This is a genomic window from Pseudomonas sp. SBT1-2 (assembly GCF_028640875.1).
GTDB lineage: Bacteria > Pseudomonadota > Gammaproteobacteria > Pseudomonadales > Pseudomonadaceae > Aquipseudomonas > Aquipseudomonas chlororaphis_I.
Genome location: NZ_JAQZAA010000110.1, coordinates 76,798 through 92,429 on the forward strand (window position 1 = coordinate 76,798; position 15,632 = coordinate 92,429).

The following is a 15,632-nucleotide window of genomic DNA, read 5'->3' on the forward strand; positions in this document are numbered from 1 at the left end:
AAGCCTTAGTGGTCAGCAGCCGGGCCGCCGATCGGTGTCTCTGGGCGTTCATTCTGCACCACCGGAGGTGTGGTACCCGAACCGCCCTCCCAATCGCGAGGCTCGCGAGGGGTACGACCAGCCATGATGTCGTCGATTTGCTCGGCATCGATGGTTTCATACTTCATCAAGGCATCGGCCATCGCATCCAGCTTGTCGCGGTTATCCGTGAGGATCTGCTTGGCGGTGCCATAGCACTGGTCGATGATGCTACGAACTTCGGAGTCGATCAGCTTGGCGGTTTCCGCAGACAGGCTGGCATGCTGGCTGCCAGCACTGCGCCCCAGGAAAACCTCGCCCTCTTCTTCGGCATACATCAACGGGCCCAGTTTTTCGGACAACCCCCACTTGGTCACCATGTTCCGCGCAATCTGACTGGCGCGCATGATGTCGTTGGAAGCACCGGTAGTTACACCGTCAAAGCCCAATGTCATTTCTTCAGCGATACGACCGCCGTACAGCGAGCAGATCTGACTGATCAGCGCTCGCTTGGACAGGCTGTAGCGATCCTCTTCCGGCAGGAACATGGTCACGCCCAGAGCCCGACCGCGCGGGATGATCGAAACCTTGTAGACCGGATCGTGCTCAGGCACTACGCGACCGACGATGGCATGGCCAGCTTCGTGATAAGCAGTGTTCTGCTTTTCCTTCTCGGACATGACCATGGACTTGCGCTCCGCGCCCATCATGATCTTGTCTTTTGCCAGCTCGAACTCTTTCATCTCGACGATGCGCTTGCCGCTACGGGCAGCGAAGAGCGACGCCTCGTTCACCAGGTTGGCCAGGTCAGCACCAGAGAAGCCAGGTGTACCACGAGCGATCACCGCCGGTGCGACATCCTCACCCATTGGCACTTTACGCATGTGAACTTTCAGGATCTGCTCACGACCACGAATATCCGGCAGACCGACCACGACCTGACGGTCGAAGCGACCAGGGCGCAGCAACGCCGGGTCCAGTACATCAGGACGGTTGGTGGCGGCAATGACAATGATGCCGTCGTTCATTTCAAAGCCATCCATCTCGACCAGCAACTGGTTGAGAGTCTGTTCGCGCTCATCATGACCACCACCCATGCCGGCACCACGATGGCGACCGACAGCATCGATTTCGTCGATGAAGATGATGCACGGAGCATGTTTCTTGGCCTGCTCGAACATATCGCGAACGCGGCTGGCACCTACACCGACGAACATTTCGACGAAGTCGGAACCGGAAATGGTGAAGAACGGAACCTTGGCTTCACCGGCGATAGCCTTGGCCAGCAAGGTCTTACCGGTACCCGGCGGGCCAACCATCAGCACGCCACGAGGAATACGGCCACCCAGACGCTGAAACTTGCCTGGATCGCGGAGGAATTCAACCAGCTCACCCACTTCTTCCTTGGCTTCGTCGCAACCTGCGACATCCGCCAGGGTGGTTTTCACCTGGTCTTCGGACAACAGGCGCGCCTTGCTCTTGCCAAAGCTCATCGGCCCGCCCTTGCCACCGGCACCGCCCTGCATCTGCCGCATGAAGAACATGAAGACGGCGATGATCACCAGAATCGGGAAGCTGGCGACCAGCAATTGGGTCCAGATGCTTTGCTGCTCAGGCTGCTTGCCTTCGACGACCACATGGTTATCCACCAGGTCACCGATCAGACCGTTGTCCTGAATCGCAGGACGAATGGTCTTGAAGCTATCGCCATCGTTGCGCTTGCCGGTAATCACATAACCATCAACGGCTACGCGCTCGACCTTGCCATCCTTAACTTGCTGGATAAAGTCGGAATAGTTGAGGGTCTGCGGCTCGTTAGGGCTGGAGAAGTTGTTCATCACCGTCACCAGGACAGCCGCGATGATCAACCACAGGATCAGATTCTTTGCCATATCGTTCAATTAACTACCCTCTGAAGCAAGCTCCGCTGCTGGCGCGCGCTTCGCATGATATTCACCGACCTAACTTACTACATTACCTACAGCTCTGGCAGGCGCTGTCTGTAACCCTTTGTGAAACCCAGATTACACAATATTCGCTTAAGCCCCCCGGGCGAAATACGAAAAAACTATCAACCCGGTCAAAACCAACCTTTACTCGATACGCCCGCGAAAGCCACGTCCCAGCAGATATTGCTCGCGAGAACGATCACGGGAAGAACTCGGTTTGCGCATCACTACCTTGTCGAACATCTTGCGAACGTTCTTGTGGTATTCGTCGAAACCTTCTCCCTGGAAAATCTTTATCAGGAAGTCACCACCGGGACGAAGAACCCGCCCCGCCAAATCAAGTGCCAACTCGCACAGAAACATCGCCCGCGGCATATCTACGGCAGGCGTACCACTCATATTGGGGGCCATATCGGAAATCACAAGGTCCACCTGGGAATTTCCGACTGCCTCGAGGATTTGAGCCAACACTGCGTCTTCGGTGAAGTCGCCCTGAATAAAGGTGACATCAGGGATGCTGTCCATTTCCAGGATGTCGGAAGCGATCAGCCGCCCCTGCCCACCAATCAGACGACTGGTCACCTGCGACCAGCCTCCTGGCGCCGCGCCCAGGTCGATGACACTCATGCCCGGCCGGATCAAACGATCCTTTTCCTGGATTTCCAGCAATTTGTAGCTGGCACGCGAACGGTACCCATCTTTTTGCGCCATTTTGACGAATGGGTCGTTGAAGTGCTCTTTCAGCCAGTTATGGCTTGTTTTGGAACGGGCCACGGGCCACCTCAAAAAATAAAACGGGTCGTGATTAACTGGGCGGTCCCGGACGCGCTCGGGTAAACTGGCCGCCGCTTTTTACAAGATCAGACGCAGGGGTCAGATTATGCCGCTCACTCAAGAGCAGAAGAAACAGTACAAATCCATTGGCCACCATCTGAAACCAGTATTGACTGTGGCTGACAACGGTTTGACCGAAGGTGTGTTGGCCGAACTTGAACGCGCCTTGAGCGATCATGAGCTGATCAAGATCAAGCTCAACATCCTCGAACGCGAGTCCCGCCTGGAAGCCATTGCAGAACTGTGCAAGGCCGGCAAAGCGGATCTGGTGCAGGTCATCGGCAAAATGGCGTTGATTTATCGCAAGAACGCCAAGGTAAACAAGCAACTGTCCAACGTCCATCGCTTCCACTGACGTCGACAGGGGTCAAGGGCGTGCTTCGCGCGCCCTGCCACTCCATCCAGGCACCGGCTGCAATACCAGCACCAGGCCGGAAAAACCCAAGACAAGATAGCTGAACAGTTGCCAGCGCTCGACATCCGACAGCCCGAAGCGCACCACGAAATACATCGTGCACGCACATAGCGCCATCAACAGCAACTGCCCTCGCATATCCCGCCACAGGCTCGCCAGCCCTTCAGCACGTACCAATACCAGCATCTGAAGAACGATGCATACCGCTGAAAAACCAACCAGCAGCGCACTCAGCACATTGCCGATCTCTTCGATCAGCAGCGGCGCCAGGCCAATCTGGCCCAGCACCGGCAATAAGCCGACATGCAATAACCACACACCACCAACCCACAACATCTGGGTCAGTTGCCAAAGCATGGCGCCTGCATTCAGCAGGCGCCCTCGTTCAGATGTGGCGGACTTCGACAATCTCGTACTCGATCACGCCGCTAGGCGTTTTAACGGCAACCACATCACCCTCTTCCTTGGCGATCAAGGCACGGGCAATGGGCGAACCTACAGAGATCTTTCCGAGCTTGATATCAGCCTCATCCTCACCAACGATCTGGTAAGTGACGCTTTCATCGGTTTCGACGTTGGCGATTTCGACGGTAGTGCCGAAAATCACCTTGCCTGTATGGGGAATGCTCGTCACATCGATGACAACCGAGTTTTGCAGGCGGCCTTCAATGTCACGGATCCGCGCCTCAACCATTCCCTGCTCCTCGCGGGCAGCATGGTATTCAGCGTTTTCCTTGAGGTCACCGAGTTCACGAGCCTCACCGATGGCCTGGCTCAAGCGTGGCCGCTCGACCTTGCTGAGGAACGTCAACTCTTCTTCCAGGGCCTTGGAGCCCTGGACGGTCATTGGGTATTTATTCATGCCTTCAATCCTGCATGTAGATCCTGCAAGCGGCGCACGGTCTTTTCCGGACCGAACTTGAGCGCTTCACAGATGGCCTCGCCCGCAGCAATGGTAGTGGTGCAGTAGATCTTGTGCTGCAAGGCGTTACGACGAATGGAATAAGAGTCGGCGATCGACTGACGACCTTCGGTGGTGTTGATGATCAGCGTGACTTCGTCATTCTTGATCATGTCGACCACGTGCGGACGACCTTCAGTCACCTTGTTCACGCGACGCACCTTCAGGCCTGCCGCCTCGATCAGCTTGGCAGTACCGGCAGTGGCGACCACTTCGAAGCCCAAGTTGATCAGATCGCGAGCCACGCCTGCAACCAGTGGCTTGTCATCGTCGCGCACGCTGATGAATGCGGTACCACCGGTCGGCAGCACTTCGCTGGCGCCCATCTGGGCCTTGGCAAAGGCTTCACCGAAGGTGTCACCGACGCCCATCACTTCACCGGTCGACTTCATCTCTGGGCCGAGGATCGGGTCGACGCCCGGGAACTTGGCGAACGGGAACACCGCTTCCTTGACGCTGTAGAAGTTAGGAATGATTTCCTTGGTGAAGCCCAGCTCTTTCAGGGTCTTACCCGCCATGACACGCGCGGCGATCATTGCCAGGGAGACACCGATGCACTTGGAAACGAACGGCACGGTACGGGAAGCACGCGGGTTCACCTCGATGACGTAGATCTGCTCGCCCTGCAGGGCCAGCTGTACGTTCATCAGGCCGACCACGCCCAGCTCCAGCGCCATCTTCTTGACCTGCTCACGCATCTCGTCCTGGATGTGCGCCGGCAGCGAGTACGGCGGCAGCGAGCAAGCGGAGTCACCGGAGTGCACGCCAGCCTGCTCGATGTGCTGCATGATCGCGCCGATCACCACATCCTTGCCGTCGCAGACCGCATCCACATCCATCTCGATGGCGCAGTTGAGGAAGTGGTCCAGCAGCACCGGGCTGTCGTTAGACACTTGTACCGCTTCACGCAGGTAGCGCTTGAGCTCTTCTTCTTCGTAAACGATTTCCATCGCCCGGCCGCCCAGTACATAGGACGGACGCACCACCAGCGGGTAGCCGATCTTGGCCGCGGCACGAATCGCTTCGTCTTCGCTACGCACAGTGGCGTTTGGTGGCTGACGCAGGTTCAGGCGCTCGACCATCTGCTGGAAGCGCTCACGGTCTTCGGCACGGTCGATGGCGTCAGGGCTGGTACCGATGATCGGCACGCCGGCCGCTTCCAGGGCACGCGCCAGTTTCAATGGAGTCTGGCCACCGTACTGGACGATCACGCCTTTTGGCTTTTCGACGCGGACGATTTCCAGCACGTCTTCCAGGGTCACCGGCTCGAAGTACAGGCGATCGGAAGTGTCGTAGTCGGTGGAAACGGTTTCCGGGTTGCAGTTGACCATGATGGTTTCATAACCATCGTCACGCAGCGCCAGTGCCGCGTGCACGCAGCAGTAGTCGAACTCGATGCCCTGGCCGATGCGGTTCGGACCGCCGCCCAGGATCATGATCTTGTCGCGCCCCGAAGGCGCTGCCTCGCACTCTTCCTCGTAGGTCGAGTACAGGTAGGCGGTATCGGTGGCGAACTCGGCGGCGCAGGTGTCGACGCGCTTGTAGACCGGGAACACTTCCAGCTTGTGGCGGTGGGTACGCAGGTTCTTCTCGGTCACGCCCAGCAGCTTGGCCAGACGCTGGTCGGAGAAGCCTTTGCGCTTGAGGCGGAACATCAGGTCGCGGTCGATGGCCGACAGGCCCAGAGTCTTGACCTTCTCCTCTTCCTTGATCAGATCTTCGATCTGCACCAGGAACCAAGGGTCGATCATGTTCATGCCGAAGATCTGCTCGACGGTCATGCCGGCACGGAAGGCGTCAGCCACGTACCAGATGCGCTCGGCGCCCGGCACGGTCAGTTCGCGCTTGAGCACGTTCATGCTTTCCGGATTGCTCAGGTCGAGCTTCGGATCCAGACCGCAGACCCCCACTTCCAGGCCGCGCAGTGCTTTCTGCAGGGACTCCTGGAAGGTCCGGCCAATGGCCATTACTTCACCCACCGACTTCATCTGAGTGGTCAGGCGAGCGTCAGCCTTAGCGAACTTCTCGAAGGCGAAGCGTGGCAGCTTGGTCACGACGTAGTCGATGGACGGCTCGAAGGACGCCGGGGTCTTGCCGCCGGTGATGTCGTTCGACAGTTCGTCCAGGGTATAACCCACAGCCAACTTGGCCGCGACCTTGGCAATCGGGAAGCCGGTGGCTTTCGAAGCCAGGGCCGAAGAACGGGATACCCGCGGGTTCATCTCGATCACTACCATGCGGCCAGTGTTCGGGCAGATGCCGAACTGGACGTTGGAGCCGCCGGTTTCCACGCCGATCTCGCGCAGTACCGCCAGGGAGGCGTTACGCAGGATCTGGTATTCCTTGTCGGTCAGGGTCTGTGCTGGAGCCACGGTGATCGAGTCACCGGTGTGCACGCCCATCGGGTCGAAGTTCTCGATCGAGCAAACGATGATGCAGTTGTCCTTTTTATCGCGGACCACCTCCATCTCGTACTCTTTCCAGCCGATCAGCGATTCGTCGATCAGCAGTTCCTTGGTCGGCGACAGGTCCAGGCCGCGGGCGCAGATCTCTTCGAACTCTTCACGGTTGTAGGCGATACCGCCACCGGTGCCGCCCATGGTGAAGGACGGACGGATGATGCACGGGAAGCCCAGCTTTTCGAGAACCGCATTGGCCTCGTCCATGCTGTGGGCGATACCGGAGCGCGGGCACTCCAGGCCGATCGCCTTCATCGCGGTGTCGAAGCGCGAACGGTCTTCAGCCTTGTCGATGGTGTCGGCATTGGCGCCGATCATTTCCACGCCGAACTTCTCCAGAACGCCTTCGCGCTCCAGGTCCAGGGCGCAGTTCAGCGCAGTCTGGCCACCCATGGTCGGCAGCAGAGCGTCCGGACGCTCTTTCTCGATGATCTTGGCAACGGTCTGCCACTTGATCGGCTCGATGTAGGTGGCGTCGGCCATGGCCGGGTCGGTCATGATGGTCGCCGGGTTGGAGTTCACCAGGATGACCCGGTAACCCTCTTCGCGCAGGGCCTTGCAGGCCTGGGCGCCGGAGTAGTCGAATTCGCAGGCCTGGCCGATCACGATCGGGCCAGCGCCGAGAATCAGGATGCTTTTAATGTCTGTACGTTTTGGCATGGGTTGTCACTCAAATCCGCAGGTCAGTCGGCAAGCCGTCTTGATCAAATCTCTGAAGCGCTGAAGGGGCCGCCGAGGCCGGGGCCACCTTCAGGGGCGAGCACTCAGCGTCGCTTGGCCATCTCGTTGATGAAACGATCGAACAGCGGCGCCACATCGTTCGGGCCCGGGCTCGCTTCAGGGTGGCCCTGGAAGCTGAATGCGCTCTTGTCGGTCAGCTCGATGCCTTGCAGGGTGCCGTCGAACAGCGACTTGTGGATCGCCCGCACGTTGCCCGGCAGGGTGGCTTCGTCCACCGCAAAACCGTGGTTCTGGCTGGTGATCATCACCACACCGCTGTCCAGGTCCTGGACCGGGTGGTTGGCGCCGTGGTGGCCGTGGCCCATCTTCACTGTCTTGGCGCCGGCGGCCAGTGCCAGCAGTTGGTGGCCCAGACAGATACCGAAGACCGGAATCTCGGTCTCCAGCACGTCCTTGATCGCCTGGATGGCGTAATCGCAAGGCTCGGGGTCGCCAGGGCCGTTGGACAGGAACACACCGTCAGGCTTGAGCGCCAGCGCTTCGCTGGCCGGGGTTTGCGCAGGCACCACGGTCACGCGGCAACCGCGTTCGACCAGCATGCGCAGGATGTTCAGCTTGACGCCGTAGTCGTAGGCAACCACGTGGTAAGGCAGCTCGGAAGCTTCGATGGTCGGATGACTGTCGGTCTTCAGGTTCCAGACACTGGAGCGCCACTCGTAGCTTTCCTTGGTACTGACGACCTTCGCCAGATCCATGCCTTTCAGGCCCGGGAAGCCGCGTGCAGCGGCAATCGCCGCTTCGTCGGAGATATTGTCGCCGGCCATGATGCAGCCGTTCTGCGCACCTTTCTCGCGCAGGATGCGCGTCAGGCGACGGGTGTCGATACCGGCGATTGCCACGACATTGTTGGCTTTCAGGTAGTCGGACAGGGACAGGGTGTTACGCCAGTTGCTCGCAACCAGAGGCAGGTCGCGAATCACCAGACCGGCCGACCAGACACGATCGGACTCGGCGTCTTCCGGCGTGGTGCCGGTATTGCCGATATGCGGGTAAGTCAGGGTAACGATCTGTTGGGCGTAGGAAGGATCGGTAAGGATTTCCTGATAGCCGGTCATTGCGGTGTTAAACACCACCTCACCAACGGTTTGACCGTCGGCTCCAATGGCTTCGCCGCGAAAAATGCTGCCATCAGCAAGGGCGAGTATGGCTGGCTTAGTCAAGAAGACCTCCCGTAAATAAAGCCTGAAAGGGCGATCGCAGGTTGTAAAAAAGCGGAGTGACGTATGGACACGTCACCCCGCTTCTTCACCGAATTATTCTGCGCGCTTTTAGTGGACACACTAAAGCTGTAGCTTACAGAAAAAGGCTTTTTTGGTCCACCGCTAAAGAGCCTTAAAGGCAGAGGAATGCGACAGAACATCGCTTAGCGGGTAAAAAACAGGGCTCAAGCGCGAAGCCTGGCCCTGTTTTGGATGCATCTCAACGCAGATCCAGCACATCCTGCATGTCATAAAGACCCGCCGGACGACCGTCCAGCCACAACGCAGCACGTACCGCACCCTTGGCGAAAGTCATGCGACTGGAGGCCTTGTGGGTGATCTCCAGGCGCTCGCCCTCGGCGGCGAACAACACGGTGTGATCGCCAACCACATCACCACCACGAACCGTGGCGAAACCAATGGTTTCACGCTCACGCGCACCGGTATGACCTTCACGGCCATACACTGCGACCTTCTGCAGGTCACGCCCCAGCGCATCGGCAATCACCTCACCCATGCGCAAGGCCGTACCTGAAGGCGCGTCGATCTTGTGCCGGTGATGCGCCTCGATGATTTCGATGTCCGCATCATCGCCCAGCACGCGGGCCGCCATGTCGAGCAACTTCAGCGAGAGGTTGACGCCAACACTGAAGTTGGCGGCGAACACGATCGGAATATCCTTGCCCGCCTCGGCCAGCATCTGCTTTTCCTTGGCGCCCAGCCCCGTGGTACCGATCACCATGGCCTTGCCCGCCTTACGGCAGAACGCCAGGTTTTTCAGCATCACTTCCGGAAGCGTGAAATCGATCAACACATCGAATTCATCGGCGACCTTTTCCAGGCTGTCGGACATCGGCACACCAATGCGCCCCAGCGACGCCAGCTCACCAGCATCGGCACCGACCAACGAACTGCCAGGCCGTACGATGGCTGCGGTAAGCCCGGAGAGCGGCGAGCGTTGCTGCACAGCCTCCACCAGGTTCTTGCCCATGCGCCCTGCGGCGCCCATTACAGCTATACGTCGCATGCCGCGCTCCTTACAGGTCGCCAAAGAAGCGCTTCACGCCTTCGAACCAACCAGTGGTTTTCGGCGAGTGGGTATTGTCGTCCGCCAGGGAACCACGCAGCTCTTCGAGCAGCTCACGCTGACGACGACTCAGGTTTACCGGCGTTTCTACCGCGACACGACACATCAAGTCGCCAGCGCCGCCGCCACGAACCGGAGCCACGCCCTTGCCACGCACGCGGAACTGCTTGCCAGTCTGGGTCCCCTCAGGGATCTTCAGCTTGACTCGGCCATCCAGCGTCGGGATCTCCAGCTCGCCGCCCAGCGCCGCGTCAACGAAGCTGATAGGCACTTCACAGAACAGGTGCTTGCCGTCGCGCTGGAAGATCGCGTGCTCACGCACATTGATCACCACATACAGGTCGCCCGTAGGGCCGCCCTGGGTACCCGCCTCCCCTTCGCCGGACAGACGAATGCGGTCGCCGGTATCGACACCCGCCGGCACCTTCACCGACAGCGTCTTGTACTCTTCGACGCGGCCTTCGCCGTGGCAGGAGTCGCACGGGTCGGAAATGATCTTGCCCTGGCCATGGCAACGCGGGCAGGTCTGCTGCACCGAGAAGAAGCCCTGCTGCATGCGCACCTGGCCGATACCGCCACAGGTCGGGCAGGTCACCGGCGAAGAGCCTTTCTTGGCACCCGAGCCATCGCAAGGCTTGCAGTTGACCAGCGTCGGAACGCGGATATTCACGGTGGTACCGCGCACCGCCTCTTCCAGGTTCAGCTCCAGGGTGTAGCGCAAGTCACTGCCACGCTGAGCACCACCACGGGAGCCGCCGCGACCGCCACCAAAGAAATCACTGAAGACATCGCCAAAGATGTCGGAGAAATTCTGGCCACCGAAACCGGCGCCACCGCCACCCATGCTCGGATCGACACCGGCATGACCGTACTGGTCATAAGCCGCGCGCTTGCTCGAGTCAGACAATACTTCGTAGGCCTCGTTGGCCTCCTTGAACATATCTTCCGACGCTTTGTCGCCGGGATTACGGTCCGGGTGGTGCTTCATCGCCAGGCGGCGGTAAGCCTTTTTCAGGTCGGCTTCGCTCGAGCCTCGCTCCACACCCAATACTTCGTAATAGTCACGCTTTGCCATAAGTCTTCGCACTCTTAAGGACGTTCGACAACACTCTCCTGAGCCTCGTCAAACTCGTTGAGCCCCAATACAGGCCCGGACCCAACTCACGTCAATTCAACGATCCTGGTCTTGGATAGACGACCAACAGACTGGCCGACAATTGCGGTAATCCCGAACGGAAAGCAGGAGCATTTCCGACCATACCGCCAGCGCGCGAAAAGAGCCGCACGCCGTAAAAAATTCGCTTGCTCCAGACACGCCAACGCGGGAGCAAGCTCCCGCGCGGCGACATCCTACCAGTCACCGCACAAAGGCAGTCAACCGGCCGACCGACAAGCAGTCTTACTTGTGGTCTTTTACTTCTTCGAACTCGGCGTCGACGACGTCATCGGCTTTCTCGGCCGATTCGGCCTGCGAAGCTGCGCCTTCTGCCGGCTGAGCCTGCTCGGCGTACATCTTCTGAGCGACCGGAGCCGACACTTTCGACAGTTCTTCGACCTTGGCGTCGATGGCAGCCTTGTCGTCGCCTTTGATAGCGGCTTCAAGGGCAACCACGGCAGCTTCGATCGCAGTCTTCTCTTCGGCGGTCACTTTGTCGCCCGCATCAGCGATCATCTTGCGAGTCGAGTGAACCAGGGCATCGCCTTGGTTACGCGCGCTGGCCAGCTCTTCGAACTTGCGGTCTTCTTCGGCGTTGACTTCAGCATCACGAACCATCTGCTGAATTTCTTCCTCGGACAGACCGGAGTTGGCCTTGATCACGATCGACTGGGTCTTGCCGGTCGCCTTGTCTTTCGCACCTACGTGCAGGATGCCGTTGGCGTCGATGTCGAAGGTCACTTCGATTTGCGGCACACCACGTGGAGCTGGCGGGATCTCGGCCAGGTCGAACTTGCCCAGGGACTTGTTCTGCGCGGCTTGCTTACGTTCGCCCTGCAGTACGTGAATGGTCACTGCGCCCTGGTTATCGTCGGCAGTCGAGAACACTTGCGATTTCTTGGTAGGAATCGTGGTGTTTTTCTCGATCAGCGCGGTCATCACGCCACCCATGGTTTCGATACCCAGAGTCAGCGGGCTGACGTCCAGCAGCAGTACGTCTTTCACGTCACCGGCCAGTACCGCGCCCTGGATGGCAGCACCCATGGCAACAGCTTCGTCCGGGTTCACGTCCTTGCGTGCTTCCTTACCGAAGAAATCGGTAACGGTCTTCTGAACCAGTGGCATACGGGTCTGGCCGCCGACCAGGATCACGTCGTTGATCTTGCTGACGTCGATACCGGCGTCTTTCATGGCGATGCGGCAAGGCTCGATGGTGCGCTGAACCAGGTCTTCGACCAGCGATTCCAGCTTGGCGCGGGAGATCTTCACGTTCAGGTGCTTAGGACCGGTGGCGTCTGCAGTGATGTACGGCAGGTTGACGTCGGTCTGCTGGCTCGAGGACAGCTCGATCTTGGCCTTTTCAGCAGCTTCTTTCAGACGCTGCATGGCCAGCGGGTCACCCTTGAGGTTCATGCCGCTTTCTTTCTTGAACTCGTCCACGAGGTAGTCGATCAGACGGATGTCGAAGTCTTCACCACCGAGGAAGGTGTCACCGTTGGTTGCCAGTACTTCGAACTGGTGCTCGCCATCGACTTCAGCGATTTCGATCACGGAAACGTCGAAGGTACCGCCACCCAGGTCATAAACGATCACAGTGTGATCGCCCTTGGCCTTGTCCATGCCGTAAGCCAGAGCGGCCGCGGTTGGTTCGTTGATGATGCGTTTTACGTCCAGGCCCGCGATGCGGCCGGCGTCTTTGGTCGCCTGGCGCTGGCTGTCGTTGAAGTAGGCCGGAACGGTGATCACCGCTTCGGTCACAGCTTCGCCGAGGTAGTCTTCGGCTGTCTTCTTCATTTTCTTGAGGATTTCAGCCGAGATCTGTGGCGGAGCCATTTTCTGGCCGTTCACTTCAACCCAGGCGTCGTTGTTGTCAGCCTTGACGATCTTGTAAGGGACCATCTGGATGTCTTTCTGTACGACTTCTTCGTCGAAACGACGACCGATCAGACGCTTCACCGCGTACAGGGTGTTGTGCGGGTTGGTCACTGCCTGACGCTTGGCCGACTGGCCAACCAGGATTTCGCCATCGTTGGCGTAAGCGATGATGGACGGCGTGGTACGCGCGCCTTCAGCGTTTTCGATAACTTTTACGTTGCCGTTTTCAAGAATGGAGACGCAGGAGTTGGTAGTCCCCAGGTCGATACCGATAATTTTGCCCATGTTAACTCTCCCGAAACTTTAGATTTTGTTGCCGCAGCAGTGGTGGCCGACTGCGGTAGCACTTAAACGCTTGGCCTATAAATGGGGGCCCTGCGCGCGATTTCAAGCCTTCTCGTCAATCGAAGGCGAAACCGGTGCGGGTGCCTTGCTGACCACGACCATGGCCGGGCGCAGCAGGCGACCGTTGAGCTGATAGCCCTTCTGGAACACCTTGAGAACGCTGTTCGGTTCGACGTCGGCACTTTCCTGCATGGCCATCGCCTGGTGCTGTTCAGCGTTGAACGGTTCGCCATGCGGATCGATCGCTTCCAGCTGATAACGCTTCAGGGTGTCCTGGAACATCTTCAGGGTCAGTTCGATACCTTCACGCATCGGACGAATGCTCTCGTCGTCCGGGCTGGACAACTCAAGACCGCGCTCGAGGCTGTCGATCACCGGCAGCAGGTCGCCAGCAAAACGCTCGAGGGCGAATTTGTGAGCTTTTTCTACATCCTGCTCGGCACGGCGGCGGACGTTCTGCAGATCGGCCGCAACACGCAATGCCTGATCCTGAGCGCCAGCCAACTGCTCTTCGAGCACTTGCACACGAGCCGCCAGATCTTCGCCCGAAGCCTCAGGGGCCTGATTGGCGTCGAGATTTTGCGTATCCAGCGTCTGTTCGTCAGCCATACAATTCTCCTTTCAATATCGTCCGTGAGCTCAACTCACGCTTCTGCCCCGGTATATGGGGTCGCATTTTTCAGGTTCAAGGGCCGCGCCCTCGGCAAAAATCATCGCGCGAAGCAAAACGCCTCTCCCCAACCATTCCCACACGCGATAAAAAAACCTGCCAAGCAAGCGAATCGAGCTAAGGCCGGGCATTGTCAGTCGAAAACAAAACACTGTATAAATAACCAGACCTAAAGCTTGGGAGCGGCCTTTATGCTGGTGCACCTGTCCGTACACAACTACGCCATCGTTGAACATCTCGATCTGGAACTGGATCGCGGGATGAGCGTCATCACGGGTGAAACCGGCGCCGGCAAGTCGATCATGCTCGACGCCCTGGGGCTGACCCTGGGTGATCGCGCCGACAGCGGCGTGGTGCGCCCTGGCGCCGACAAGGCCGACATTCTCGCCACCTTCGACCTGGAAGACATTCCCGAGGCCCGCACCTGGCTCGCCGAACGCGACCTGGACAACGACAGCCCGTGCATCCTGCGCCGGGTCATCACCGCCGAAGGCCGTTCCCGCGGCTACATCAATGGCTCCCCCTGCCCGCTAGGCGACCTCAAGGCCCTCGGCGAGCTGCTGATCGATATCCACAGCCAGCATGAACACCAGTCGCTACTGAAAACCGACACCCACCGCCGCCTGCTCGACGAGTACGCCGGCGCCACCGACCTGGCCCGCCAGGTATCGCTGGCTGCCCAGCGCTGGCGCCAGACCCGCCAGGAGCTGGAGCGCCTGTCCAATTCCGGGGATGAACAGCGGGCTCGCCACCAGCTTCTCAGCTATCAGCTGGAGGAACTGGAGAACCTCGCCCTGGGCGAAAACGAACTCGAGCAACTGGAACTCGAACACAAGAACCTGACCAATGCCGAAAGCCTGCTGGGCATCTGCCGGCAGGTCGTCGAGCATTGCAGCGAAAGCGATTCGGGTAACGTCCTCAGCGCCCTGACAGTGAGCCTCAATCGCCTGTCGAGCATCGGCAACACCTCCGGCGCCCTGGCGGAAGCCACCAACCTGCTGGCCAGCGCGCAAATCCAGGTCGAAGAGGCTGTCGGCGAACTGAATCGCTTCGTCGACCATTTCGATGCGGACCCGGCGCGCCTGCAACAACTGGAAGAGCGGCTGGACGCCATCTATACCCTGGCTCGCAAACACCGGATCCAGCCCACCGAAGTGGCGGCCATGCAACAGAAACTGCTAGAGGAAATCGAGACCCTGGATGCCAACGATGAGTCCATCGAGCGCCTGGGCGACGAACTGAAATCCTTTGCCCGGCATTATCACGAAAAAGCCAGGGAGCTGAGCGAGCTGCGCCAGCAGGCGGCAACCAGCCTGGCCAGCGCTGTCGAACAGGAAATCCAGCGCCTGGGCATGCCCGGGGGCCGATTCACCATCGAACTGCACGCCAACAGCAGCGACGAGTTGCAGCCCAATGGCCTCGAACAGGTCGAGCTGCTGGTCAGCGCCAACCCCGGCCAGCCGCTCAAGGCCCTGGCCAAAGTGGCATCCGGGGGCGAGCTGTCGCGGATCAGCCTGGCGATCCAGGTGATTACCGCGCAAACCTCCCGCGTCCCGACCCTGGTATTCGACGAAGTGGACGTCGGCATCGGCGGCCCGACCGCGGAAATCGTCGGCCAGCTGTTACGCCGCCTCGGCGAGCGCGGCCAGGTCTTGACGGTCACCCACTTGCCGCAGGTGGCAGCCCAGGGCCATCAACATCTTTTTGTGCACAAGGTGCGCGGCAGCGATGCGACTCACACCGCGGTGTCCAAACTGGGCAAGACCGAGCGGATCGAAGAAGTAGCACGCATGCTGGGCGGCATCGACCTGACCAAGGAGTCGCTGGCCCACGCAAAAAAGATGGTGGTTACCGCCAAGGCTTGAATAACGGCCACTTTAATAAAGAGCAGAAAGCACGAAGGCGACCCTTGGGTCGCCTTCG

At 59.3% G+C, this 15,632-nt stretch carries 12 protein-coding genes; 2 read left to right on the plus strand and 10 right to left on the minus strand.

Translation table 11 applies throughout. The annotated features are described in order from the left end of the window. Window positions 1–5: 5 nt before the first annotated feature. Together ftsH and rlmE are read right to left on the minus strand one after the other, a co-directional pair. Entirely contained in the window at window positions 6–1,910 is a 1,905-nt protein-coding gene (gene ftsH / locus PVZ78_RS25240; protein WP_009046930.1) for an ATP-dependent zinc metalloprotease FtsH, read from the minus strand. A gap of 201 nt (window positions 1,911–2,111) precedes the next feature. After that, window positions 2,112–2,741, minus strand: coding sequence for a 23S rRNA (uridine(2552)-2'-O)-methyltransferase RlmE (rlmE, locus tag PVZ78_RS25245; RefSeq protein WP_007920869.1), 630 nt, complete (start codon window positions 2,739–2,741; stop codon window positions 2,112–2,114). Between the two features lie 106 nt (window positions 2,742–2,847). Between rlmE and PVZ78_RS25250 the strand changes: the two genes are divergently transcribed. Then, complete coding sequence (locus PVZ78_RS25250; RefSeq protein WP_007920867.1) at window positions 2,848–3,156, plus strand: YhbY family RNA-binding protein; 309 nt, start codon at window positions 2,848–2,850, stop codon at window positions 3,154–3,156. A gap of 12 nt (window positions 3,157–3,168) precedes the next feature. On the opposite strand, the gene PVZ78_RS25255 is transcribed toward PVZ78_RS25250, so the two are convergent. From PVZ78_RS25255 to grpE, 8 genes are all read right to left on the minus strand, one after another. Further along, complete coding sequence (locus PVZ78_RS25255; protein ID WP_016701662.1) at window positions 3,169–3,573, minus strand: hypothetical protein; 405 nt, start codon at window positions 3,571–3,573, stop codon at window positions 3,169–3,171. Window positions 3,574–3,601: 28 nt separating this feature from the next. Continuing rightward, complete coding sequence (gene greA / locus PVZ78_RS25260) at window positions 3,602–4,078, minus strand: transcription elongation factor GreA (RefSeq protein WP_009042122.1); 477 nt, start codon at window positions 4,076–4,078, stop codon at window positions 3,602–3,604. Beyond that, complete coding sequence (carB, locus tag PVZ78_RS25265) at window positions 4,075–7,296, minus strand: carbamoyl-phosphate synthase large subunit (RefSeq protein ID WP_007920860.1); 3,222 nt, start codon at window positions 7,294–7,296, stop codon at window positions 4,075–4,077. Before carB ends, greA begins: the two co-directional genes overlap by 4 nt. A gap of 104 nt (window positions 7,297–7,400) precedes the next feature. Continuing rightward, a complete protein-coding gene (gene carA / locus PVZ78_RS25270; RefSeq protein WP_009046927.1) occupies window positions 7,401–8,537 on the minus strand; it encodes a glutamine-hydrolyzing carbamoyl-phosphate synthase small subunit in 1,137 nt (378 codons plus the stop codon). Between the two features lie 259 nt (window positions 8,538–8,796). Next, window positions 8,797–9,603: a 4-hydroxy-tetrahydrodipicolinate reductase gene (gene dapB, locus PVZ78_RS25275; protein WP_009046926.1), complete on the minus strand. Its 807-nt coding sequence runs from the start codon at window positions 9,601–9,603 to the stop codon at window positions 8,797–8,799. 10 nt (window positions 9,604–9,613) lie between these two features. Next, a complete protein-coding gene (gene dnaJ / locus PVZ78_RS25280) occupies window positions 9,614–10,738 on the minus strand; it encodes a molecular chaperone DnaJ (protein ID WP_009042118.1) in 1,125 nt (374 codons plus the stop codon). A gap of 324 nt (window positions 10,739–11,062) precedes the next feature. Then, on the minus strand, window positions 11,063–12,979 hold the full coding sequence (gene dnaK, locus PVZ78_RS25285; RefSeq protein WP_009046925.1) for a molecular chaperone DnaK: 1,917 nt from the start codon (window positions 12,977–12,979) through the stop codon (window positions 11,063–11,065). 102 nt (window positions 12,980–13,081) lie between these two features. Further along, a complete protein-coding gene (gene grpE / locus PVZ78_RS25290; RefSeq protein ID WP_007920848.1) occupies window positions 13,082–13,648 on the minus strand; it encodes a nucleotide exchange factor GrpE in 567 nt (188 codons plus the stop codon). A 252-nt stretch (window positions 13,649–13,900) separates the two neighbouring features. On the opposite strand from grpE, the gene recN reads away from it, so the two are divergent. After that, entirely contained in the window at window positions 13,901–15,574 is a 1,674-nt protein-coding gene (recN, locus tag PVZ78_RS25295) for a DNA repair protein RecN (protein ID WP_009046924.1), read from the plus strand. Window positions 15,575–15,632: the final 58 nt, after the last annotated feature.

Excerpts from the sequence above, each read along its gene's own strand:
- ftsH (WP_009046930.1), bottom strand. The coding sequence starts at position 1,910 with ATGGCAAAGAATCTGATCCTGTGGTTGATCATCGCGGCTGTCCTGGTG.
- PVZ78_RS25250 (WP_007920867.1), top strand. The coding sequence starts at position 2,848 with ATGCCGCTCACTCAAGAGCAGAAGAAACAGTACAAATCCATTGGCCAC.
- PVZ78_RS25255 (WP_016701662.1), bottom strand. The coding sequence starts at position 3,573 with ATGCTTTGGCAACTGACCCAGATGTTGTGGGTTGGTGGTGTGTGGTTA.
- greA (WP_009042122.1), bottom strand. The coding sequence starts at position 4,078 with ATGAATAAATACCCAATGACCGTCCAGGGCTCCAAGGCCCTGGAAGAA.
- carB (WP_007920860.1), bottom strand. The coding sequence starts at position 7,296 with ATGCCAAAACGTACAGACATTAAAAGCATCCTGATTCTCGGCGCTGGC.
- dapB (WP_009046926.1), bottom strand. The coding sequence starts at position 9,603 with ATGCGACGTATAGCTGTAATGGGCGCCGCAGGGCGCATGGGCAAGAAC.
- dnaJ (WP_009042118.1), bottom strand. The coding sequence starts at position 10,738 with ATGGCAAAGCGTGACTATTACGAAGTATTGGGTGTGGAGCGAGGCTCG.
- dnaK (WP_009046925.1), bottom strand. The coding sequence starts at position 12,979 with ATGGGCAAAATTATCGGTATCGACCTGGGGACTACCAACTCCTGCGTC.
- grpE (WP_007920848.1), bottom strand. The coding sequence starts at position 13,648 with ATGGCTGACGAACAGACGCTGGATACGCAAAATCTCGACGCCAATCAG.
- recN (WP_009046924.1), top strand. The coding sequence starts at position 13,901 with ATGCTGGTGCACCTGTCCGTACACAACTACGCCATCGTTGAACATCTC.